The following is a 21,196-nucleotide window of genomic DNA, read 5'->3' as shown; positions in this document are numbered from 1 at the left end:
GGATCCCTGTTGGAGCGGGCTTCCCCGCGAAGAGGCCGGTACAGGTCAAACCCGCTCGATGGCCAACGCCAGACCTTGGCCGACACCCACACACATGGTCGCCAGGCCCTTGCGACCGCCACTCTTCTCCAGCTGGTGCAACGCAGTCAGTACCAGGCGTGCACCGCTCATGCCCAGGGGGTGGCCCAGGGCAATGGCACCGCCATTAGGGTTTACCTGGGGCGCATCGTCAGCCACACCCAGCTCACGCAGCACCGCCAGGCCTTGGCTGGCAAACGCTTCGTTAAGCTCGATCACGTCGAAATCACTTACCGCTATCCCCAGACGCTCGGTCAGTTTGCGCACCGCCGGCACCGGGCCAATGCCCATGACACGTGGCGCAACGCCGCCGCTGGCCATGCCCAGAACACGGGCACGCGGAGTCAGGCCGTGTTTCTTCACCGCTGCGGCCGAGGCCAGGATCATCGCCGCAGCACCGTCGTTCACGCCCGAGGCGTTGCCGGCGGTGACCGTCTTGTCCGGCCCGTTGACCGGCTTGAGCTTGGTCAGCGCCTCCAGCGTGGTTTCAGGGCGCAGGTGTTCGTCACGTTCGACGATGATTTCGCCCTTCTTGTGAGCGATACGCACCGGCACGATTTCTTCGGCAAAGAAGCCGGCAGCCTGCGCAGCGGCAGCCTTCTGCTGGCTGCGCAGGGCGAAAGCGTCCTGGTCAGCACGCGAAACCTGATAGTCGTCGGCCACGTTGTCGGCGGTTTCCGGCATGGAATCCACACCGTACTGGCTCTTCATCAACGGGTTGATGAAACGCCAGCCAATGGTGGTGTCTTCCAGCTTCATGTTGCGCGAATAGGCGCTTTCAGCCTTGCCCATGACGAACGGGGCGCGCGACATCGACTCGACGCCACCGGCAATCACCAGCTCCATCTCGCCGCTGGCGATGGCGCGGAACGCGGTGCCGACGGCATCCATGCCCGACGCGCACAGACGGTTCAGGGTGACGCCCGGGATGCTTTCCGGCAGGCCGGCCAGCAGCAGTGCCATGCGGGCCACGTTGCGGTTGTCTTCACCGGCCTGGTTGGCGCAGCCGAAGAACACTTCGTCTACCTGGTCCCACTGCACGCCAGGGTTGCGCTCGATCAGCGCCTTCAGCGGCACGGCTGCCAGGTCGTCGGCCCGCACGCTGGCCAGGGCGCCGCCGAAGCGGCCGATCGGGGTACGGATGGCATCACAGATGAATACGTCGTGCATCAGGCTTCTCCTGCCAGCTGGCCATGGTCAGCGGCGGTACGGGCGTCGAGGTCACGCATGGCGGACAGCTCGATTTGGGTGGGTTCGGAAATGGTCTGCGCGTGGCATTTGGAGGCTCCTGGTCAGGGTGCTTCGGTAAACCCAGATTAAGGAGACTGGTAGGTACCTTACAATCCGATAATCGACTATCTGTGCGATTAACGAACCATTTGTTGCGCAACTATCCACCCCACGCGCAGGGCAACTGTGCGCCCTGATTGCAGCACAACGCCGCCCCTGCGGGAGCGGCGTTGTGCTGTGAATGGGCCGCAACGCGGCCCTCGCCCTCAGGTTGCGTCGGCGTGGCTGACCAGCCCCTTGACGACCACTCCCACGGTCGCCAGCGCCGCCGGTACCAGCAACGCCGTCAGCACCTGCTCGAAGCTCCAGCCCAGGCCCAGCAGCGTTGCACCACTCCAGGCGCCGAGAATCGCACCAAAGCGGCCAATACCCAGCATCCACGATACGCCTGTGGCCCGGCCCTGGGTGGGATAGAAGCGCGCCGCCAGCGATGGCATTGCCGACTGCGCACCGTTCACGCACATACCCGCGACGAGCACCAGCGTGGCTAGCAGAGTGATGTTGCCCAGGCTCTGCCCCACTGCGTAGGCGAACACCCCGGCCAGCAGATAGAAAATGCCGATCACCTTGTGCGGATTGAAACGGTCCATGGCCCAACCCACGCCGACTGCACTTAGCACGCCGCCAAACTGGAACAGCGCGCCGATGAACGCGGCCTGTTCCATGCTCGCGCCGCTGTCACGCATCAGGGTTGGCAGCCAGCTGGTCAGGAGGTAGACGATCACCAGGCCCATGAAATAGGTCAGCCACAGCAACACGGTGCCCAAGCCATAGGTGCCAGAGAAGATCACCGCGAACACGTTGCGTGCAGCAACCGCCTTTTGCTCCGGCACGCTGAAACTGCCTGCCTCAGCCACCACTTGCGGCGCGATTGGCGACAAGGTCTTGCGCACCTTGTCGGTACCGCGGTTGCGCACCACCAGGAACCGCGCCGACTCCGGCAGCCAGACCATCAGCACCAGCGCCAGCAGCAACGGCAGCACGCCACCGATGACCAGCAGGCTGTGCCAGCCGTAGGCCGGGATCATCTTGGCGGAAATGAAGCCACCACCCGCCATGCCCAGGTTGAAGCCACAGAACATGCTGGTCACCAGCAGCGACTTGAGGCGCTCCGGCGTGTATTCGGACAACAGCGTGGTAGCGTTGGGCATGCCTGCACCCAGGCCCAGGCCCGTCAGGAAGCGCAGTACCAGCAACTGGTCGACGTTGGTGGCATAGGCCGAGGCCAGGCTGAAGCCACCGAACACCAGCACCGCCCCCACCAGCACGCCTTTGCGGCCGAAACGGTCAGCCAGCGGCCCGGAGCCCAGGGCGCCGAACACCATGCCGATCAACGCGGCACTCATGACCGGCCCAAGGCTGGCGCGGTCGATCCCCCACTCTTGCGACAGTGCCGGGGCGATGAACCCCATGGCAGCGGTGTCCAGGCCGTCGAGGAAGACGATCAGGAAGCACAGCAGCACGACCCGCCACTGATAGCGGGACAGCGGCTGCTGATTGATGAATGACTGAACGTCGAGGCTTTTGCCGACGTTGGTTTGCGCTTGGTTCATTATTGTTATCCAGAATGTGGGGCACAGTCAGGCCATTGCACGCGGGCATCCGGTACAAGGGCGATGATTGGGGTATATGGCCTGGGTCAGCCTGGATATAACGATACTGCATGCGGGTGCGGCCGCAGCAGCGAGGTGACAGTATTCATGAGTGAGTGCCTCTAGTGTTTTTCTTGTTCGGTCGGCTAGCCGACCGTTGCGAGAGACATTAATCAGCCGGCCGAGGTGACGCAATTCACCCGGCACGACACTGTGCGTTTATCGCACAGGAAACGGTTTTGCCTGTTCTGATCCGGGGCCGCAAAGTGCTCCCTGTGGTCTCAACCAAACAACTGGTGGCAAAGGTCCCGGCTGGCTGCCAGCAAAATCGGCAAGAACCGCTGCTCCAGTTCACTGCGGGTCACCCGCCCGACATGGGTACTGACGTTCAGCGCAGCCAACACCTGCCCCGAAGCGTCATACACCGGCACGGCAATCGATCGCAGCCCCTGTTCCAGTTCCTGGTCTACCACGCACCAGCCCTGGGCGCGCACCTGCTGGATGCAGGCGAACAACGATTCGGGGTCATTCAGGGTGCGGCTGGTGCGCGCCTTGAGGTCGGCACGTTCCAGGTACTCACGCAGGCTGGTGTCATCCATGGCCGCCAGCAGAATGCGCCCCATCGACGTGCAATAGGCCGGCAGGCGCCCGCCCACCGACAGATCGACCGAGATCAGCCGCTCGACCGTGGCCGAACGGGCTATATAAAGGATGTCGTCGCCCTCGAGGGTGGCCATGTTGGCCGCCTCATGCAGCTGGTCGCTGATGCGATCCAGGTACGGCTGTGCAGAAATTGCCAGCGGCGTCGACGACAGGTAGGCATGCCCCAGGGTCAGCACTTTGGGCAGCAGCGAATAGGTACGCCCGTCGGTGGTGGCGTACCCCAGCTTGATCAACGTGTGCAGGCAACGGCGCACCGCCGCGCGAGGGATTTCGGTACGGTGGCTGATCTGGGCGATGGTCAGGTGGCGCTTGCGCTCCTGGAATGCCTGGATCACGGCCAGGCCACGTGCCAGCGAGGTCATGAAGTCCGGGTCGCCGGTAAAGGCCTGGATGCGCTTGGCCGGGGAAGCCACGATCGGCGGCGCCATGGCAGCCGAAGCAGGTCGCGCCACCTCGGCATTGCCGGAATCGTTGCCCAGGGTTTCGTCACTCATCGCACACCTCAAAAAAAACACCGGTTCGTGCGATTATCGAACAAACGGCCGATAATCGCAATTGACCGCCGACACTTTTGCTTATACCTTTCCCATGCCACTTGTGGCTTCTTTGGAGAGACTGGTCAGGTACCCACCGTAGAAGTCCCCAGGCAACGGCCTCGCCTTTCGGCGAGGCCGTTTTTCATTACGGCCCGCCCTGACATTGCAACGAACTTCTATCCGCCATTCCTTTCAAACTTTGTACGAAAGGTCCCAACTGTTCGCGGGCACAATCTGCTACTTACGCCAGATGATGTCGGGGTTGCGTAAATTATCGATGTTCGGCGAATTATCGGTTGCTATAATCGATTGCGCAGGCCCTCCGCTTACCGTGGTCATTGAACCTTCCGCTTTATCAAGCCGTTGCGGCCAGCAAGGCAAAATGCATGTTGCACAATGCATGACAACAGTCATTACACTTATTTCAGGTACTGCACGTGACGAAAGATGAACTGCGCGCGGAACTCGAGCGCCAGGCTGAACGTTACAAGGATGTTTATGGTGGCGAAGTCACCACATACGCCGCACAACCGGATCCGGAACGCAAACCCTGGCGCAAGCGTGCCAGCGTTCGCGACCAGGCCTTCAGCCAGGAACTGGAACGCATCGAAAAAGAACTGCGCAGTGACAATCCCTGAGCCTCGGGGCCCTCTGCGCATCGTCGCCCGGCCTACCCGGGCGAGCTCGATCTTTACTGTCTGGCCGATGATGAAATGGAATCACACAAATTTCATACAGGCGTTTGAATTTTTGCGAAATGGATTTTTCTCAAGCTTTCGGCCTTTTTTCGCCCTATTTTGTGATTTTTAGCCGCTATTTACCTCCCGTACCGCCCCCCTCTGCATGGCGCGCTTGCACCATGAAGACTGTCATCTGCCTGTTACAGGTGCATCGATTGCCAAGGTTTTCTGGCATAATCCCGCCCCCCTAAGACCCGCCAGACAACCTTCATGATCGATTTATTCAGCGGACTGGATGCCTGGGTGTTGGTGAGCCTGCTGCTCGCCTTGACCTTCGTACTCGCCTTCGAGTTCATCAATGGCTTTCATGACACCGCCAACGCGGTAGCTACCGTCATCTATACCAAAGCCATGCCGCCGCACCTCGCCGTGTTCTTCTCCGGCGTGTTCAACTTCCTTGGCGTTCTGCTCGGCGGTGTAGGGGTGGCCTATGCCATCGTGCACCTGTTGCCGGTAGAGCTGCTGATCAATGTGAACACCGGCCACGGCCTGGCCATGGTCTTCTCGTTGCTGGCTGCGGCCATCACCTGGAACCTGGGCACCTGGTACTTTGGCATCCCCGCCTCCAGTTCGCACACGCTGATCGGCTCCATCCTCGGTGTCGGCCTGGCCAACGCCCTGATCAACGACATTCCGCTGGGCGACGGCGTCAACTGGCAGAAAGCGATCGATATCGCCATGTCGCTGGTGGTCTCGCCAATGGCCGGCTTCGCCGTTGCTGCCCTGGTGCTGATCGGCCTGAAATGGTGGCGCCCGCTGTCGAAGATGCACAAAACCCCGGAACAGCGCCGCAAGCTCGACGACAAGAAGCACCCGCCCTTCTGGAACCGTCTGGTCCTGGTGGTTTCCGCCATGGGCGTGAGCTTCGTGCACGGCTCCAACGACGGCCAGAAAGGCATCGGCCTGATCATGCTGGTGCTGATCGGTATTGTCCCGGCCAAGTTCGTACTCGACCTGAACAGCACCACCTACCAGATCGAACGTACTCGCGACGCCACCCTGCACATGAGCCAGTTCTACCAGCGTAACGCTGCCACCCTGGGCGAGTTCCTGGCACTGGGCAAGGCCAAGGCCAGCGACCTGCCGGAGCAGTTCAGTTGCAACCCGCAGCAGACCGAGCCGACCATTGCTGCGCTGCAGACCTCACTGAAGGGCGTGACGGACTACCACAGCCTCGATGCCGAGAAGCGCGTTGAAGTGCGCCGCTATCTGTTGTGCCTGGATGACACGGCGAAGAAGGTTGGCAAGCTGCCAGGCCTGGACGCCCGTGAAAAGTCCGACCTTGAAAAACTGCGCAAAGACCTCACCGCCACCACCGAATACGCCCCGTTCTGGGTGATCGTGGCCGTCGCCCTGGCCCTTGGCCTGGGCACCATGGTTGGCTGGAAGCGCGTGGTGTTGACGGTGGGCGAGAAGATCGGCAAACAAGGCATGACCTATGCCCAAGGCATGTCGGCACAGATCACCGCAGCCTGCGCCATCGGCATGGCCAACGTATTCGCCCTGCCGGTATCGACCACCCATGTGCTGTCGTCCGGTGTGGCCGGCACCATGGTCGCCAACAAAAGTGGCCTGCAAGGCGGCACCGTGAAGACCATCCTGCTGGCATGGGTCCTGACCCTGCCTACCTCGATGGGCCTGGCGGCCGGCCTGTTCTGGCTGGCGTCCAAAGCCATTGGCTGAGTGACACCGCAATGAATGAAGGCGCCCTCGGGCGCCTTTTTCATAGCCGTTATGCCTGCCGAAGCAGCCTTGTGCTACCAAGGGTATGGGCGCGGCGCAGGAAGACTACCTTTTCTTGCCCCCTAACAACGACCCCATCAAGCCGCGCACCAACTGCCGCCCCAACTGGTTGGCCGCCTGGCGCACTGCCGACTTGATCGCCTGCCCCGCTGCACTCTGCAAGAACTCACCCGCCTTGTCGGCAAAACTCTCTTCATCCGCCTTCGGTTGTGGCGCCGGCTCCACCGGCTCGCCCTTACGCTGGCTCAGCATTTCATAGGCAGACTCACGGTCCACCGGTTTGTCATAGCGCCCCGACAATGGCGAAGCCGCAATCAGCGCACTGCGCTCAGCCGCACTCAGTGGCCCGATACGCGACTGCGGCGGTGCAACCAGCACCCTCTGCACCATGGCCGGCGTGCCCTTCTCTTGCAACGTACCCACCAGCGCTTCGCCAATACCCAGTTCGGTCAGCACCGCCAGGGTGTCGAACGTCGGGTTGGGGCGGAAACCATCGGCTACCGCCCGCAGCGACTTCTGCTCCTTGGCCGTGAACGCCCGCAAGCCGTGCTGAATGCGCAAGCCCAACTGGGCCAGCACCGCGTCGGGCAAGTCACCCGGCGACTGGGTAACGAAATAGACCCCCACCCCCTTGGAGCGGATCAGCCGGACCACTTGCTCAAGACGGTCCTGCAACGCCTTGGGCGTGCCGTTGAACAGCAGGTGTGCTTCATCGAAGAACAGCGCCAGCACCGGCTTGTCGGCATCACCGCGCTCGGGCAACTGCTCGAACAATTCGGCCAGCAGCCACAACAGGAACGTCGCGTACACCTTGGGTGCCTCGTGCACCAATCGGCTGGCATCGAGCAGGTGGATACGTCCACGTCCATCCGGATCAGGGCGCAGCAGGTCCTCCAGTTGCAATGCCGGCTCGCCAAACAGTGCCTCGGCGCCCTGCTGCTCCAAGGTAGCGAGCCGGCGCAACAAAGCCTGGGTGGAGGCCGTGGTCATCAGCGCGCTGTCTTCGCCGAGCAGCTGCGGGTTGTCCTTCAGATGCGCCAGCAGGGCCTTGAGGTCTTTGAGGTCCAGCAGCAGCAGGCCTTCGCGGTCGGCCACCTTGAATGCTGCATACAGCGCCGCCTGCTGGCTGTCGGTCAGTTCCAGCAAGTTGCCCAGCAACAACGGCCCCATTTCACTGAGGGTGGTGCGCAGCGGGTGGCCAGACTGCCCGGCGATATCCCACAAGCTCACCGGGTAAGCCCTGGGCGTATGCCCCAGCCACGGCATGCCGGCGATGCGCTCAGCCACCTTGCCCTGTGGCGCACCGGCAGCACCCAGGCCACAAAGGTCGCCTTTGACATCCGCGGCGAACACCGCCACCCCTGCGTCGCTGAACACCTCCGCCAGGCGCTGCAGGGTGACGGTCTTGCCAGTACCGGTTGCGCCAGCCACCAGACCGTGGCGGTTGGCCAGGCGCATTGCTTGCCCGACTGGCTGGCCATCCGGGCCCGCGCCTACAACGATGGTCGAAAATTCCGACATCTCTTTAATCCTCTGCTCAAGCTTTAGCTTAATTCGGCCGATACCTGTGGGTGTTATTCGCCTTAATAGAGAGGAACAGCCGAAAAGGGACTTTTCGGGATGTTGCACAACCTACGGCTCCACTCGTGCGAACGCCTGATATAAAACCTTAGCGGAACCGATTACGCCATGAACAAAAGCCTTCGTTTCAGCCACAAGATTCTTTTGGCGGCATCACTGATCGTGATACTCGCCTTCAGCCTTTTCACCCTCTACAACGATTACCTCCAGCGTAATGCGATCCGCGAGGACCTGGAAAACTATCTGGCTGAAATGGGCGCCTCCACGTCGACCAACATTCGCAACCTGTTCGAGGGCCGGATAAAACTGGTGGAAAACCTGGCGCAGAACATTGCCCAGGACCCGGCCAACGCCGAAACCCTGATGGGTCAGAATGCGCTGATATCCAGCTTCCTCACGGTCTACCTGGGCAAAGTCGACGGCGGTTTCAGCGTGCGCCCGGACGCGAAGATGCCCGACGGCTACGACCCGCGCACCCGCCCTTGGTACAAGGACGGCATGAACGCCAGCGGCGCGACGCCGACCGAACCCTACATCGACATGACCACCAACAAGATGGTCATCGGCATCCTCAGCAAGGTCTCCAGCAGCGTTGGCGTGGTCGGCGGCGACCTGGCCCTGGACGGTCTGGTGCAGATCATCAACTCGCTGAACTTCGGCGGCATGGGATACGCCTTCCTGGTCAACGACCAGGGCAAGATCCTGGTGCACCCGGATAAGGATCTGGTCATGAAGTCGCTGTCGGACCTGTTCCCGCAGCACACGCCGAAACTGACCGGCGAGCTGACCGAAGTGCAAAGCGATGGCCAGACCCGCCTGCTGACCTTCAGCCCGATTACCGGCCTGCCGTCGGCGAACTGGTACATCGGCCTGTCGGTGGACAAGGACAAGGCCTTCTCGATGCTCAGCACCTTCCGCACCTCTGCGGTGATCGCCACGGTAGTGGCAGTGGTGATCATCATCGGCCTGCTCGGCCTGCTGATCCGCGTGTTGATGCAACCGCTGCACACCATGACCCGCGCCATGGAAGACATCGCCGAAGGTGAGGGCGACCTGACCAAGCGCCTGCACATCCACAGCCACGACGAATTCGGTGTCCTCGGCAACGCCTTCAACCGCTTCGTCGAACGCATTCACAGCAGCATTCGCGAAGTGTCCTCGGCCACCGAGCAGGTCAACGAAGTGGCCCTGCGGGTGATCAGCGCTTCGAACTCATCGATGACCAACTCCGACGAGCAGTCCAACCGCACCAACAGTGTCGCAGCCGCCATCAACGAACTGGGCGCTGCGGCTCAGGAAATCGCCGGCAATGCCGCCCAGGCTTCGCAGCACGCAAGCTCCGCGCGCCTGCTGGCCGAAGAAGGCCAGCAAGTGGTCGAGCGCAACATTGCCGCGATGAACCGCCTGTCCGACTTGATCGTCACCTCCAGCGCGCACATCGAAACACTGAACAGCAAGACCGTGAATATCGGCCAGATCCTGGAAGTGATCACCAGCATTTCCCAGCAGACCAACCTGCTGGCGCTGAACGCCGCCATCGAAGCGGCCCGCGCCGGTGAGGCCGGGCGTGGCTTTGCCGTGGTCGCCGATGAGGTGCGCAATCTGGCGCACCGCACCCAGGAGTCGGCACAGCAAGTGCAGACCATGATCGAAGAGCTGCAGGTCGGTGCCCGCGAGTCGGTCGACACCATGGAGCAGAGCCAGCGCCACAGCCAGGACAGCATGCAGATCGCCAACCAGGCGGGTGAGCGACTGGACAGCGTTACCGTGCGCATTGGCGAGATCGACGGCATGAACCAGTCGGTGGCCACTGCCACCGAAGAGCAGACCGCCGTGGTCGAGGCGATCAACATGGACATCAACGAGATCAACATGCTCAACCAGGAAGGCGTGGAGAACCTGCAAGCGACCCTGCGCGCCTGCTCCGACCTCGAGCAGCAGGCTGGCCGCCTGAAGCACCTGGTGGGCAGCTTCCGTATCTGATAGAGGCTACACATTCGCCTGGCGCAGCCTCTGCGCTGCGCCAGGCATTACGCACTCCCCTCCTCTCAAACCGATCGAACAAACTATCCTTCTGATAGGTCCACCTTTAGGCATTTCATCGCCGGCAATTCAACGCCGGATGACAGACCCGAAGACGATCCCGGAGGGATGCTGATCGTGCACATCGCCGACATCACCATGTTCTACGCCCCGGCCAGCGGTGGCGTACGTACCTATCTTGATGCCAAACATCACCGTCTCGACGCCATTCACGGCGTACGCCACAGCCTGTTGATTCCCGGTGCCAGCGCCCAACACGGCGATGGCATCTATCAGGTACCTGCGCCGCCCTTGCCGTTTGGCAAGGGTTACCGCTTTCCGGTACGCCTGGCCCCCTGGTGCAATACACTGCGCACGCTCAAACCCGACCTGATCGAAGTTGGCGACCCCTACCTGACCGCCTGGGCGGCGCTGGAGGCGCGGCGCCAGCTCGACGTGCCCGTGATCGGTTTCTACCATTCCGACCTGCCGTTACTGGTCAGCAACCGCATGGGCAACTGGTTCGCACCCAATGTCGAGGCCTACGTCAGCAAGCTCTACGGCAATTTTGATCGGGTACTGGCCCCCAGCCAGGTGATGGCCGACAAACTACGCCGCTTGGGCGTGCGCGATGTCCATGTGCAGCCGCTGGGCGTTGACCTTGCCACTTTCCACCCCTCCCGGCGCGACCCACATGTACGTGCCGAACTGGGCATTGCCGACACCAGCCGCCTGTTGATCTTTGCCGGCCGCGGCTCGCGAGAAAAGAACCTGCCGGTGCTGCTTGACTGCATGCAGCGACTCGGCGACCCCTACCACCTGTTACTGGTGGGCTCGAACATGCCGGCCAGCGTGCCGCACAACGTCAGCGTCATCGATCACTTCTGCCCGGCTGCAGAGGTGGCCCGGCTGATCGCCAGCGCCGACTTGTTGGTGCATGCTGGCGACCAGGAAACATTCGGCCTGGTCATTCTCGAAGCCATGGCCAGCGCCACCCCCGTGGTGGCCGTGCGCGCCGGTGCTTTCCCTGAAATCATCAACGAACAGTGTGGCCGCCTGTGCACGCCCAACGATGGCCGGGCCATGGCATCCGCCGTGCGCGAGGCGTTCGAGGCAGGTATCCGCGAGCTCGGCGTGCAGGCCCGCCACCATGTAGAGCAACATTATTCATGGGATAACGTGGTAGCTGGCCTGCTCCAGCACTACCAGGCCGTGCTCGGCCACCAGCCGCAGGTGCGCGCCCATGCTTGAGCCTTCCGCCAGCCAGCGCAGCCTCATGCTGGTGTTGCATGATGTTGCCCCGGAAACCTGGCCGGACTATGAACCGTTCGTAGGGGCCGTGGACGCGCTGGGCCACGTGCCAATGACATGGCTGGTGGTCCCGGACTTCCATCGACGCAATCCGCTGCACCAGGCACCTTCGTTCTGCCGTCTGCTGGACGAACGCCTTGCCAAAGGCGACGAACTGGCGCTTCACGGCTATGCCCATGCTGACGAAGGCCCCGTACCGCGCAGCCCCGTCGACTACTTCATGCGGCGCATTTATACCCATGAAGGCGAGTTCTACAGCCTTGATGAGAACGAAGCGCTTACCCGGCTACAGGAGGGCCTGGCACTGTTCGAGGACCAAGGGTGGCCTGTGGCAGGGTTTGTCGCACCGGCCTGGCTCATGAGCCAGGGCACGCGGCAAGCGCTGTGCCGCCTGCCACTGAAATACACCAGTACACCTCAGCATCTGTACCGCTTACCAGACTTTACGGCCATTGATGCTCCAGGCCTGGTCTGGAGCGCGCGCAGCGCATGGCGTCGCAAACTGTCCCGCACGCTGTGCGACTGGCAATGCCAGCGCTGGCGGGGCGCGAGCACGTTGCGCTTGGGGCTGCACCCTGTAGACATGCGCCATCGCTCATCCCGTGACTATTGGTTGCGCACGCTGGAGAGACTGTTGAAGGATGGCCGCGAACCGCTGACCAAATCTGCCTGGCTGGAGCGCCAGGGGGCAGCATGAAGCGCTGGGCCTGGCTGGCGCTGGCATTGCTGGGTGCAGCGCTGGTGCCAGCGTTGCTGGGTGGTAGCGAGCTGCTGCCGAGGCTGAGCCGGTTCGACCCGCACCTGCTGCTCATGCTACTAGGCATGATTCTGTTGTGCTGGGTCATCAATGCGCTGCGCCTGCGCCTGTTGCTGGGTGAGCAGGCAAAACAGTTGAGCCATGCTCGCAGCCTGGGCGTGGTCATGGCCACCGAGTTTGCCATCTGCACCACCCCTGGCGGCAGTGGTGGGCCGCTGACCCTGATGGCCCTGCTGGCGCGAGACCGCATCCGCCCGGCGCGCAGCGGCGCCGTTTTTGCCATGGACCAGTTGAACGACCTGGTGTTCTTCTTCTGCGCAATGCTGGCGATTGCCGGCTATGCGCTGTTCCACAGCCTGGGCCGCAGCCAGGAAAGCATGTTGCTTGGCAGTGCGTTACTGCTGTGCTCAGCGTTGGCCGGGGTGATCGGGCTGTTGCGCTACCGGCGCCCGATAATGCGCATGAACGGCAGGCTGTTGCAGCGCATGGGGATGGGCCAGCCGCGCAAACGTCGCTGGGCGCGCAAACTGCTGCACTTCGTTGCAGCACTGGCGCAGACCTGGCGCCTGCCCAAGCGCAGGCTGAGCCTGGTATTCACCCTGACCTGCATCCACTGGGGGCTGCGCTACAGCGTCTTGTACCTGGTGTTGCGTGGCTTGGGGGTAGACCTGCAGTGGATTCCCAGCTTCCTGGTGCAGATGCTGTCGCTCAGCGCCGGCCAATTCAGTCTGCTGCCTGGCGGCGCCGGGGCCGCCGAGCTGACGTCGGCCAGCCTGTTGACACCCTTGGTGGGCAGCTCGACCGCAGCTGCGGCAATCCTGATATGGCGGGCGGTTACGTACTACTTTTATCTGCTGGCTGGGGGGCCGGTGTTTGTGTGCCTGCTGGGACGTCCGTTGCTGGAGCGCTGGCGGCGTCAGGCGGGTTGAGCTGTTGCCAGAGTTCGGCGGCGCCGGGGAAGTCGGTGCCATCCGTGTCATCCAGGGCTTCAGGGTCGTAGCGGGCCAGGCAGCCTTCGCCAACGGTCGGTGGAGGTGAGGCGACGGGGTTGTTGCGTTGCTTGGTCATTGCCGTTTCACCCAGGATTGCCGGGGCGCTCTGCGCCCCTGTCGCGACAGGGCTGCGCAGCAGCCCGGAATCTCACAGCAAGCCGCACGGTGTCAGTCGAACACCACAGTCTTGTTACCATGCACCAGCACGCGGTCCTCCAGGTGATAACGCAGGCCACGGGCCAGCACCATCTTCTCCACATCACGGCCGAAGCGGACCATGTCCTCGATGCTGTCGGCATGGCTGACACGCACCACATCCTGCTCGATGATCGGGCCGGCATCCAGCTCTTCGGTGACGTAGTGGCACGTCGCGCCGATCAGCTTCACCCCACGCAGGGCGGCCTGGTGGTAAGGCTTGGCGCCGACGAACGACGGCAGGAAGCTGTGATGGATGTTGATCACCTTCTCGGCATAGTCCCGGCACAGTTGTGGCGGCAGGATCTGCATGTAGCGGGCCAGCACCACGACGTCGGCCGCATGCTCCTGCACCAGGCGCGACACCTCGGCAAAGGCCGGGGCCTTGTCTTTGGGGTCGACCGGTACATGGAAGAACGGAATACCGTGCCACTCGACCATGCTGCGCAGGTCGTTGTGGTTGGAAATCACGCAAGGGATCTCGCAGTCCAGCTCATCGGTGTGCCAGCGGTGCAGCAAGTCTGCCAGGCAGTGCGACTCACGGCTGGCCATCAATACCACGCGTTTTTTCTGAGCCGAGTCGGTAATGCGCCAGGTCATGGAGAACTCTTCGGCGATCGGCGCAAACGCCTCACGGAAGGCTTCGATACCGAACGGCAGCGATTCAGCGCGGATTTCATGACGCATGAAGAACCAACCGCTCTGCTCATCGGAGTGGTGGCTGGCTTCGTTGATCCAGCCATTGTACAAGGCCAGGAAATTACTGACTTTCGCCACGATGCCTACACGGTCGGGGCAGGCGATCACCAGACGATAGGTGCGCATGAATGAGACTCCAGAACTTCGCAAAGGCGCCTATTCTAGCGGTCCGCCAGAAAAAACGCAGTATTGATCGTTACCGCGATGGCATATGCAAGCCCGAAAACGCCACACGGGCGCTGCCTGACAGACAAGAGGAAACGCACGGGGCATATGTAAAATTTTGTTCACGTAGAGAAATGCTGTCACAGCTTAATTAACAGTTAATTGCCCAATCTTATGTTTACTTGCGAGTATGGGCTGTCTATTATTGCCCCACACATTTCTGAACACGCATTAAGGAACACTCCATGTCCCTGATCAACGAGTACCGCGCCACCGAAGAAGCCATCAAGGAACTTCAGGCCCGCCTGGCCAATCTGTCGCAGGATGACAAGCTGAAGAAAGAACTGGAGTTCGAAGGCAAACTGCGCACACTGATGGGCGAGTACTCCAAGTCGCTGCGCGACGTGATTGCCCTGCTCGATCCAGAGTCGAAACTGAGCAAGGCACCTCGTGGTTCGGTCAAGACTACCGCCACCAAGCGCGCACGCAAGGTCAAGCAATACAAGAACCCGCACAACGGTGAAGTGATCGAAACCAAAGGCGGCAACCACAAGACCCTGAAAGAGTGGAAAGCCACTTGGGGCGGCGACGTGGTTGAAAGCTGGGCAACCCTGCTGGACTGATTATCCGCATACGCCCTCTTGCTTCGCACAACAAAAACGCCGGCACATTGCCGGCGTTTTTGTTTATCTGCCATCAGCCGATTGAATAGCGTTCCTGCAATTGTCGAGCATGCAGTTGCCAGGCCTCCAACACGCGCCTGCCTGCCTCGTCGGCCCCCTCCCAGGCTTGCTGGCGCGCCTTTTCGAAGTCGCCCAAGGTATTCGGCGCCCCCCACTGCGGGTCGCTCAGGCGCTGTTGGCAGAAGCCATACCAACGTTGCCGCTCTTCGCCGGTCAAGGTTTCAGGGAAGTTACGTGCCCGGTAGCGGAACAACAGCTCCGGCAAACGCGGATCATCGAACATCCATTGGCCATGGCTCAACTGCGCCGGTTCCAGCGCACGAACTTGCTCGCATAAGCGCCGGTCGCGGTCACCTATAAAACCATCATACAACTGCTGTTCCGGGTCCTCACTCGGGGCAAACTCGTCCTTGCCATAGATGTGCTCCAGCTTTTCTTGCCATTGCGCCTGTTGATTGGCCAGTTGTTCACCGCGCGATTGTAACAACGTCAAGTCCAGGCCCAATCGTTGCTGATCGACCGGGCGTAATACCGACAGCGGCGCCACTACCGGGCAGCGATTGATCTGCACCAATTTGAGCGGTACCGGTAATTCACCTTCGGCCAATTCATCATGCCGGGTGTACAAGCGCTGACGTAAAACTTCAGCACTTTCCCGCAGTAACGGTAGGGTTTCCTGATGCAGGTCGCAGACAATCAGTGCATTGCGATTACGCGGGTGCCAGGCCAGTGGCAATACGACCCCCAGGTAATTGCGCGCCGCCGAAAAACGCCCGGATATATGCACCAGTGGCTGCAACAGACGGACCTGCTCCATCACTTTATGCTTGCTGCGCAGCTGAAACAGCCAGTCATACAACTTGGGTTGTTTCTGCCGAATCAGGCGAGCCAAGGCAATGGTTGCCCGCACGTCGGAAAGCGCTTCGTGGGCATGACCGTGGTCAATGCCATTGGCCTTGCTCAGCAGTTCCAGACGCAGGCTGGTGCGCCCGTCCTGTTGCGGCCATTCAATGCCTTCCGGGCGCAAGGCATAGGCGGTACGCACAATGTCGATCAGGTCCCAGCGGCTATTGCCTCCCTGCCATTCACGGGCATAGGGGTCGAAAAAGTTGCGGTAAAGGCTGTAGCGGGTCACTTCATCGTCGAAGCGCAGGGTGTTGTAGCCGGCACCACAGGTGCCCGGTTGCGCCAGCTGGGCATGCACGCGAGTCATGAACTCGGCTTCGCACAGGCCCTGCTCCGCCAGCAGTTGCGGCGTAATGCCTGTCACCAGGCAGGCCGCCGGGTGCGGCAGGATGTCGTCCGACGGTCGGCAATAAAGGCTGATTGGCTCGTCGATTTCGTTAAGGTCGAAGTCAGTGCGCAGGCCGGCCACCTGCAGCGGCCGATCGCAGCGCGGGTTGATGCCGGTGGTTTCATAGTCGTGCCAGAAAATGCTGGAGGTCACGGGGTCGTCCTGTATCAAGGTCGACCCGATTCTAGCGCGATTCTGAAAAATGAACGTTCAGACGGGAGCGTTGGCGGGGCGGAAACTGAAATAGTCGCGCAACGAACGTACGAAATCATCGTACTCGCGCGGAGACTGCAGCAGCATGAAGCCCGAATCGTAGTGCCCAGGCGTCTGGTCCTCGCGGCACCACAGGCAACTGGCAGTGAGGTTGACGAACTGGTGCCCGCCGCCAGGCAGGGGCATACGCAGTTGCAGCTCGTAATCGGGCCCGACCAACACGGGCAGCTGGCTGATGACCATCAACCCATTTTCAGAGGCATTGCCTAGCTGACCGATCTCCTGACCGGTAAAGCGGTTGAACACCTTGAGGACACAAGGTAGCTGATGACGTTCTATGTGGCGCTTGTTGAACATGATCGCGAGTGTATTCCGTACCTGATGCCAGGAATACTAGGTACTGGCGGTTGTTGTAACAGCTGAGTTACAGATTAGCGCAGCAAGCGCAGCAAATCCCGTGAAATAAACCACACCTTTGTGTTAGCGCCAAGGTACGGTCGTCACCGGGTTGGCCACGGCCGTTTCTGCACCGCGCAAATGGCCGAGTTTTTCCAAGGTCTGCAGGCGCGCCCGGGCGCGATAGGCATATTCGTTGCCCGGGTACTGCTGGATCAGGTACTGATAGGTCTGCGCCGCGTCCACGTACAACGCCTGGCGCTCCAGGCACTGGCCGCGCAGCAGTGACACTTCGGGGTGGATGAACGGCCGGGCACGGCTGGTGCGATCAACCTGCGACAGTTCGAGCATGACCCGTGCGCAATCGCCGCGGTCGTAGGCGCGGTAGGCATTGTTCAGGTGGTGGTCCATGGACCAGCGGGTACAGCCGACGGCGCTGGCGGCCAAGGCTAAAACGATCAGGGCTCGCATGGGGATCTCCTTTGATGCCAGTGTATCGGCGTTTGCCTGCAAATCTTCACACCCTTTTGCAAGGATACCCTGCCCCGTTCAAATGCCACCCTGCCTTGGTTGCAGGTAGTGCAACGGAACAATGACTACAGCGAGATTCAGGAGTAGCCTTTCGCTGCGCTTCACTATAGGAGTCTGTGCATGAGCATCCGCCGCACCAAAATCGTCGCCACCCTTGGCCCCGCCAGCAACTCGCCGGAAGTGATCGAACAACTGATCCTCGCCGGCCTGGACGTGGCACGTCTGAACTTCTCCCACGGCACACCGGACGAGCACAAGGCCCGCGCGCGCCTGATCCGTGACATCGCCGCCAAGAACGGCCGCCATGTTGCACTGCTGGGCGACCTGCAGGGTCCGAAGATCCGCATCGCCAAGTTCGCCAACAAGCGCATCGAACTGAAGATCGGTGACAAGTTCACCTTCTCCACCGCCCACCCGCTGACCGAAGGCAACCAGGACATCGTCGGTATCGACTACCCCGACCTGGTCAAGGACTGCGGCGTTGGTGACGAACTGCTGCTCGACGATGGCCGCGTGGTCATGCGCGTCGAAACCGCCACTGCAGATGCCCTGCACTGCGTGGTGATCATCGGTGGCCCACTGTCGGACCACAAAGGCATCAACCGTAAAGGTGGCGGCCTGACCGCACCGGCCCTGACCGAAAAAGACAAGGCCGACATCAAACTGGCTGCGGAAATGGACCTGGACTACCTGGCCGTATCCTTCCCGCGTGACGCCAGCGATATGGAATACGCGCGCAAGCTGCGTGATGAAGCCGGCGGCAGCGCCTGGCTGGTGGCCAAGATCGAACGCGCCGAAGCGGTGGCCGATGACGAGACCCTCGACAAGCTGATCGCCGCCTCCGACGCGGTGATGGTTGCCCGTGGTGACCTGGGCGTGGAAATCGGCGACGCCGAGCTGATCGCTATCCAGAAGAAGATCATCCAGCACGCCCGCCGCAACAACAAGGCCGTGATCGTGGCGACCCAGATGATGGAGTCGATGATCCAGAACCCGATGCCGACCCGCGCGGAAGTGTCCGATGTGGCCAACGCCGTGCTGGACAACACCGATGCGGTGATGCTGTCGGCCGAAAGCGCCGCCGGTTCCTACCCGATCGAAGCTGTCCAGGCCATGGCACGCATCTGCCTGGGTGCCGAAAAGCACCCGACCAGCCAGAAGTCCAGCCATCGCCTGCACACCACCTTCCAGCGCTGCGACGAAAGCATCGCCTTGGCGGCCATGTACACTGCCAACCACTTCCCGGGCGTAAAGGCGATCATCGCCCTGACCGAAAGCGGCTACACCCCGCTGATCATGTCGCGCCTGCGTTCGCATGTACCGATCTTCGCCCTGTCGCCGCACCGCGCCACCCAGGCGCGCGCCTCGATGTTCCGTGGCGTGTACCCGATTGCCTTCGACCCGGCCGCGCTGCCGGCCGACAAGGTGAGCCAGGCGGCGGTCGACGAGCTGCTCAAACGTGGCCTGGTGGAGCAAGGTGACTGGGTGATCCTGACCAAGGGTGACAGCTACCACACCATCGGTGGCACCAACGGCATGAAAATCCTGCACGTCGGTGATCCGCTGGTCGGTTGATCCACTCGTTTCACAGCACAAGGCTCAAGTGCAGCCTTGTGCTGCGAAGAGGCCCCGACAGCAATAAAAAAAGCCCCGGTTCTCGCGAACCGGGGCTTTTTGATGGTGCAGGGGTAAGGCTGGCTTACATCATGCCGCCCATGCCACCCATGCCGCCCATATCAGGCATGCCAGCAGCTGGCTTGTCTTCCGGCAGGTCGGCAACCATGGCTTCGGTGGTGATCATCAGACCACCGATCGAAGCAGCAGCTTGCAGCGCCGAGCGAGTGACCTTGGCTGGGTCCAGGATACCCATCTCGATCATGTCGCCGTATTCACCGGTAGCGGCGTTGTAGCCGAAGTTGCCCGAACCTTGCTTGACCTTGTCAGCAACCACGCTTGGCTCATCACCGGCGTTGGCAGTGATCTGGCGCAGCGGGGATTCAACAGCGCGACGCAGCAGCGCGATACCGACGTTCTGGTCTTCGTTGTCGCCTTTCAGGTCGATGATGGCTGCCAGGGCGCGAACCAGGGCAACACCACCGCCAGGCACCACGCCTTCTTCAACGGCTGCACGGGTAGCGTGCAGGGCGTCTTCAACGCGGGCTTTCTTCTCTTTCATTTCAACTTCGGTGCCGGCACCGACCTTGATCACGGCAACACCGCCAGCCAGCTTGGCCAGACGCTCTTGCAGCTTCTCACGGTCGTAGTCCGAGGAAGTTTCTTCGATCTGGGCACGGATCTGCTTGACGCGTGCTTCGATCTCGGTGTCAGCGCCAGCACCGTCGATGATGGTGGTGTTTTCCTTGGACAGGATGACGCGCTTGGCGTTACCCAGGTGCTCCAGGGTAGCGGTTTCCAGGGACAGGCCGATTTCTTCGGAGATGACCTGGCCGCCAGTCAGGACAGCGATGTCCTGCAGCATGGCCTTGCGGCGATCGCCGAAGCCCGGAGCCTTGACTGCAGCAACCTTGACGATGCCGCGCATGTTGTTGACTACCAGGGTAGCCAGCGCTTCACCTTCAACGTCTTCGGCAACGATCAGCAGTGGGCGGCCGGCCTTGGCAACGGCTTCCAGAACTGGCAGCAGCTCACGGATGTTGGAGATTTTCTTGTCGACCAGCAGCAGCAGCGGGCCTTCCAGCTCGGCAACCATGGTGTCCGGCTTGTTGACGAAGTACGGCGACAGGTAGCCGCGGTCGAACTGCATGCCTTCTACGACGGACAGTTCGTTTTCCAGGCCCGAGCCTTCTTCAACGGTGATCACGCCTTCTTTACCGACTTTTTCCATGGCTTCGGCGATGATTTCACCGATGGAGTTGTCGGAGTTGGCAGAGATGGTACCTACCTGGGCGATGGCCTTGGAGTCGGCGCATGGCTTGGACAGGTTCTTCAGCTCGGCAACAACGGCAGCAGTGGCCTTGTCGATACCGCGCTTCAGGTCCATCGGGTTCATGCCGGCAGCGACGGCTTTCAGGCCTTCGTTGACGATGGCCTGAGCCAGAACGGTAGCGGTGGTGGTGCCGTCACCGGCAGCGTCGTTGGCCTTGGAAGCAACTTCCTTGACCAGCTGGGCGCCCATGTTTTCGAAAGCGTCTTTCAGCTCGATTTCTTTGGCGACGGAAACGCCGTCCTTGGTGATGGTCGGCGCGCCGAAGCTCTTGGCCAGTACCACGTTACGGCCTTTCGGGCCCAGGGTCGCTTTTACCGCGTCAGCCAGAACGTTGACACCAACCAGCATTTTCTTACGAGCGGAATCACCAAATTTTACGTCTTTAGCAGCCATGATCGTTTAATCCTTGAAAAACTTTGGAGTAACGGGAAGTCGGGGGAAATCAGCCTTCGACAACGGCGAGGATTTCGTTCTCGGCCATGACCAGCAGGTCTTCGCCATCGACTTTCACGGTGTTGCTGCCCGAGTACGGGCCGAAAACCACTTTGTCACCCACTTTCACGGCCAGCGCGCGAACTTCGCCGTTGTCCAGAACGCGACCGGTGCCGACGGCTACAACTTCGCCGCGGTTTGGTTTTTCAGCGGCCGAACCCGGCAGGACGATACCGCCAGCGGTTTTCGATTCTTCTTCGCTGCGACGGATGACTACGCGGTCATGCAGAGGACGAAGTTTCATTGTCGATCTCTCCCAAATTGTGGTTTTCATCG

Annotated in this window: 18 protein-coding genes and 2 pseudogenes; 9 read left to right on the top strand and 11 right to left on the bottom strand. The window is 61.3% G+C overall.

Annotated elements, in window-relative coordinates; translation table 11 throughout:
- Nucleotides 1–45: 45 nt before the first annotated feature.
- From pcaF to pcaR, 4 genes and pseudogenes are all read right to left on the bottom strand, one after another.
- A complete protein-coding gene (gene pcaF / locus C4Q27_RS16940; RefSeq protein WP_172835047.1) occupies nt 46–1,251 on the bottom strand; it encodes a 3-oxoadipyl-CoA thiolase in 1,206 nt (401 codons plus the stop codon).
- Nucleotides 1,248–1,343, bottom strand: a pseudogene (locus C4Q27_RS16935) (CoA-transferase subunit beta); the annotation flags it as partial. The pseudogene C4Q27_RS16935 and the gene pcaF, both read right to left, overlap by 4 nt.
- Before the next feature lie 231 nt (nt 1,344–1,574).
- Nucleotides 1,575–2,921: an MFS transporter gene (locus C4Q27_RS16930; RefSeq protein WP_020192010.1), complete on the bottom strand. Its 1,347-nt coding sequence runs from the start codon at nt 2,919–2,921 to the stop codon at nt 1,575–1,577.
- 320 nt (nt 2,922–3,241) lie between these two features.
- Nucleotides 3,242–4,117 (bottom strand): pca regulon transcriptional regulator PcaR, encoded by an 876-nt coding sequence (pcaR, locus tag C4Q27_RS16925; protein WP_003251938.1) that lies wholly within the window; start codon nt 4,115–4,117, stop codon nt 3,242–3,244.
- A 479-nt stretch (nt 4,118–4,596) separates the two neighbouring features.
- On the opposite strand from pcaR, the gene C4Q27_RS16915 reads away from it, so the two are divergent.
- Nucleotides 4,597–4,797, top strand: a complete 201-nt coding sequence (locus tag C4Q27_RS16915) for a hypothetical protein (protein ID WP_003251937.1) — start codon at nt 4,597–4,599, stop codon at nt 4,795–4,797.
- A 312-nt stretch (nt 4,798–5,109) separates the two neighbouring features.
- Nucleotides 5,110–6,582 (top strand): inorganic phosphate transporter, encoded by a 1,473-nt coding sequence (locus C4Q27_RS16910; protein WP_014592256.1) that lies wholly within the window; start codon nt 5,110–5,112, stop codon nt 6,580–6,582.
- Nucleotides 6,583–6,687: 105 nt separating this feature from the next.
- On the opposite strand, the gene C4Q27_RS16905 is transcribed toward C4Q27_RS16910, so the two are convergent.
- Nucleotides 6,688–8,163 carry a helicase HerA-like domain-containing protein gene (locus C4Q27_RS16905; RefSeq protein WP_104887093.1) on the bottom strand — a complete coding sequence of 492 codons (1,476 nt, stop codon included), beginning with the start codon at nt 8,161–8,163 and terminating at the stop codon, nt 6,688–6,690.
- Nucleotides 8,164–8,331: 168 nt separating this feature from the next.
- Here C4Q27_RS16905 and C4Q27_RS30045 point away from each other — a divergent pair.
- The 5 genes and pseudogenes from C4Q27_RS30045 to C4Q27_RS16885 form a co-directional block, all read left to right on the top strand.
- Nucleotides 8,332–9,300, top strand: a pseudogene (locus tag C4Q27_RS30045) (cache domain-containing protein); the annotation flags it as partial.
- 141 nt (nt 9,301–9,441) lie between these two features.
- Nucleotides 9,442–10,206, top strand: a complete 765-nt coding sequence (locus C4Q27_RS30040) for a methyl-accepting chemotaxis protein (protein WP_370688736.1) — start codon at nt 9,442–9,444, stop codon at nt 10,204–10,206.
- Nucleotides 10,207–10,374: 168 nt separating this feature from the next.
- The gene (locus C4Q27_RS16895) at nt 10,375–11,496 is read left to right on the top strand and encodes a glycosyltransferase family 1 protein (RefSeq protein WP_020193164.1); all 1,122 of its coding nucleotides are present in this window, start codon (nt 10,375–10,377) and stop codon (nt 11,494–11,496) included.
- Nucleotides 11,489–12,253, top strand: coding sequence for a DUF2334 domain-containing protein (locus C4Q27_RS16890; protein ID WP_049587348.1), 765 nt, complete (start codon nt 11,489–11,491; stop codon nt 12,251–12,253). The genes C4Q27_RS16895 and C4Q27_RS16890 overlap by 8 nt, the downstream gene beginning before the upstream one ends.
- Nucleotides 12,250–13,242 (top strand): lysylphosphatidylglycerol synthase transmembrane domain-containing protein, encoded by a 993-nt coding sequence (locus tag C4Q27_RS16885; protein ID WP_104887091.1) that lies wholly within the window; start codon nt 12,250–12,252, stop codon nt 13,240–13,242. Before C4Q27_RS16890 ends, C4Q27_RS16885 begins: the two co-directional genes overlap by 4 nt.
- Before the next feature lie 231 nt (nt 13,243–13,473).
- On the opposite strand, the gene purU is transcribed toward C4Q27_RS16885, so the two are convergent.
- Nucleotides 13,474–14,325 (bottom strand): formyltetrahydrofolate deformylase, encoded by an 852-nt coding sequence (purU, locus tag C4Q27_RS16875; RefSeq protein WP_003251921.1) that lies wholly within the window; start codon nt 14,323–14,325, stop codon nt 13,474–13,476.
- Nucleotides 14,326–14,609: 284 nt separating this feature from the next.
- Between purU and mvaT the strand changes: the two genes are divergently transcribed.
- Nucleotides 14,610–14,987, top strand: a complete 378-nt coding sequence (mvaT, locus tag C4Q27_RS16870; RefSeq protein ID WP_003251920.1) for a histone-like nucleoid-structuring protein MvaT — start codon at nt 14,610–14,612, stop codon at nt 14,985–14,987.
- Nucleotides 14,988–15,060: 73 nt separating this feature from the next.
- Here the strand turns inward: mvaT and sbcB are convergent, their stop codons facing one another.
- From sbcB to C4Q27_RS16855, 3 genes are all read right to left on the bottom strand, one after another.
- Nucleotides 15,061–16,494 (bottom strand): exodeoxyribonuclease I, encoded by a 1,434-nt coding sequence (sbcB, locus tag C4Q27_RS16865; RefSeq protein WP_064491140.1) that lies wholly within the window; start codon nt 16,492–16,494, stop codon nt 15,061–15,063.
- 57 nt (nt 16,495–16,551) lie between these two features.
- Entirely contained in the window at nt 16,552–16,911 is a 360-nt protein-coding gene (locus C4Q27_RS16860; protein ID WP_012053641.1) for a PilZ domain-containing protein, read from the bottom strand.
- A gap of 123 nt (nt 16,912–17,034) precedes the next feature.
- On the bottom strand, nt 17,035–17,421 hold the full coding sequence (locus tag C4Q27_RS16855) for a hypothetical protein (protein ID WP_003251914.1): 387 nt from the start codon (nt 17,419–17,421) through the stop codon (nt 17,035–17,037).
- Between the two features lie 180 nt (nt 17,422–17,601).
- On the opposite strand from C4Q27_RS16855, the gene pyk reads away from it, so the two are divergent.
- Nucleotides 17,602–19,056 carry a pyruvate kinase gene (gene pyk, locus C4Q27_RS16850; protein ID WP_003251912.1) on the top strand — a complete coding sequence of 485 codons (1,455 nt, stop codon included), beginning with the start codon at nt 17,602–17,604 and terminating at the stop codon, nt 19,054–19,056.
- A 124-nt stretch (nt 19,057–19,180) separates the two neighbouring features.
- Here pyk and groL read toward each other — a convergent pair whose 3' ends face one another.
- Together groL and C4Q27_RS16840 are read right to left on the bottom strand one after the other, a co-directional pair.
- Nucleotides 19,181–20,821 (bottom strand): chaperonin GroEL, encoded by a 1,641-nt coding sequence (gene groL / locus C4Q27_RS16845; RefSeq protein WP_010952474.1) that lies wholly within the window; start codon nt 20,819–20,821, stop codon nt 19,181–19,183.
- A gap of 49 nt (nt 20,822–20,870) precedes the next feature.
- Complete coding sequence (locus C4Q27_RS16840; protein WP_003251905.1) at nt 20,871–21,164, bottom strand: co-chaperone GroES; 294 nt, start codon at nt 21,162–21,164, stop codon at nt 20,871–20,873.
- Nucleotides 21,165–21,196: the final 32 nt, after the last annotated feature.

The organism is Pseudomonas sp. SWI36 (genome assembly GCF_002948105.1).
Lineage (GTDB): Bacteria > Pseudomonadota > Gammaproteobacteria > Pseudomonadales > Pseudomonadaceae > Aquipseudomonas > Aquipseudomonas alloputida.
This window is presented reverse-complemented; position numbering and strand designations above follow the sequence as displayed.

What these genes read in the sequence shown, in the direction of transcription:
- C4Q27_RS16930 (WP_020192010.1), bottom strand. Translation starts at nt 2,921, where the DNA reads ATGAACCAAGCGCAAACCAACGTCGGCAAAAGCCTCGACGTTCAGTCA.
- pcaR (WP_003251938.1), bottom strand. Translation starts at nt 4,117, where the DNA reads ATGAGTGACGAAACCCTGGGCAACGATTCCGGCAATGCCGAGGTGGCG.
- C4Q27_RS16910 (WP_014592256.1), top strand. Translation starts at nt 5,110, where the DNA reads ATGATCGATTTATTCAGCGGACTGGATGCCTGGGTGTTGGTGAGCCTG.
- C4Q27_RS16905 (WP_104887093.1), bottom strand. Translation starts at nt 8,163, where the DNA reads ATGTCGGAATTTTCGACCATCGTTGTAGGCGCGGGCCCGGATGGCCAG.
- C4Q27_RS30040 (WP_370688736.1), top strand. Translation starts at nt 9,442, where the DNA reads ATGACCAACTCCGACGAGCAGTCCAACCGCACCAACAGTGTCGCAGCC.
- C4Q27_RS16895 (WP_020193164.1), top strand. Translation starts at nt 10,375, where the DNA reads ATGCTGATCGTGCACATCGCCGACATCACCATGTTCTACGCCCCGGCC.
- C4Q27_RS16890 (WP_049587348.1), top strand. Translation starts at nt 11,489, where the DNA reads ATGCTTGAGCCTTCCGCCAGCCAGCGCAGCCTCATGCTGGTGTTGCAT.
- C4Q27_RS16885 (WP_104887091.1), top strand. Translation starts at nt 12,250, where the DNA reads ATGAAGCGCTGGGCCTGGCTGGCGCTGGCATTGCTGGGTGCAGCGCTG.
- purU (WP_003251921.1), bottom strand. Translation starts at nt 14,325, where the DNA reads ATGCGCACCTATCGTCTGGTGATCGCCTGCCCCGACCGTGTAGGCATC.
- mvaT (WP_003251920.1), top strand. Translation starts at nt 14,610, where the DNA reads ATGTCCCTGATCAACGAGTACCGCGCCACCGAAGAAGCCATCAAGGAA.
- C4Q27_RS16860 (WP_012053641.1), bottom strand. Translation starts at nt 16,911, where the DNA reads ATGTTCAACAAGCGCCACATAGAACGTCATCAGCTACCTTGTGTCCTC.
- C4Q27_RS16855 (WP_003251914.1), bottom strand. Translation starts at nt 17,421, where the DNA reads ATGCGAGCCCTGATCGTTTTAGCCTTGGCCGCCAGCGCCGTCGGCTGT.
- pyk (WP_003251912.1), top strand. Translation starts at nt 17,602, where the DNA reads ATGAGCATCCGCCGCACCAAAATCGTCGCCACCCTTGGCCCCGCCAGC.
- groL (WP_010952474.1), bottom strand. Translation starts at nt 20,821, where the DNA reads ATGGCTGCTAAAGACGTAAAATTTGGTGATTCCGCTCGTAAGAAAATG.
- C4Q27_RS16840 (WP_003251905.1), bottom strand. Translation starts at nt 21,164, where the DNA reads ATGAAACTTCGTCCTCTGCATGACCGCGTAGTCATCCGTCGCAGCGAA.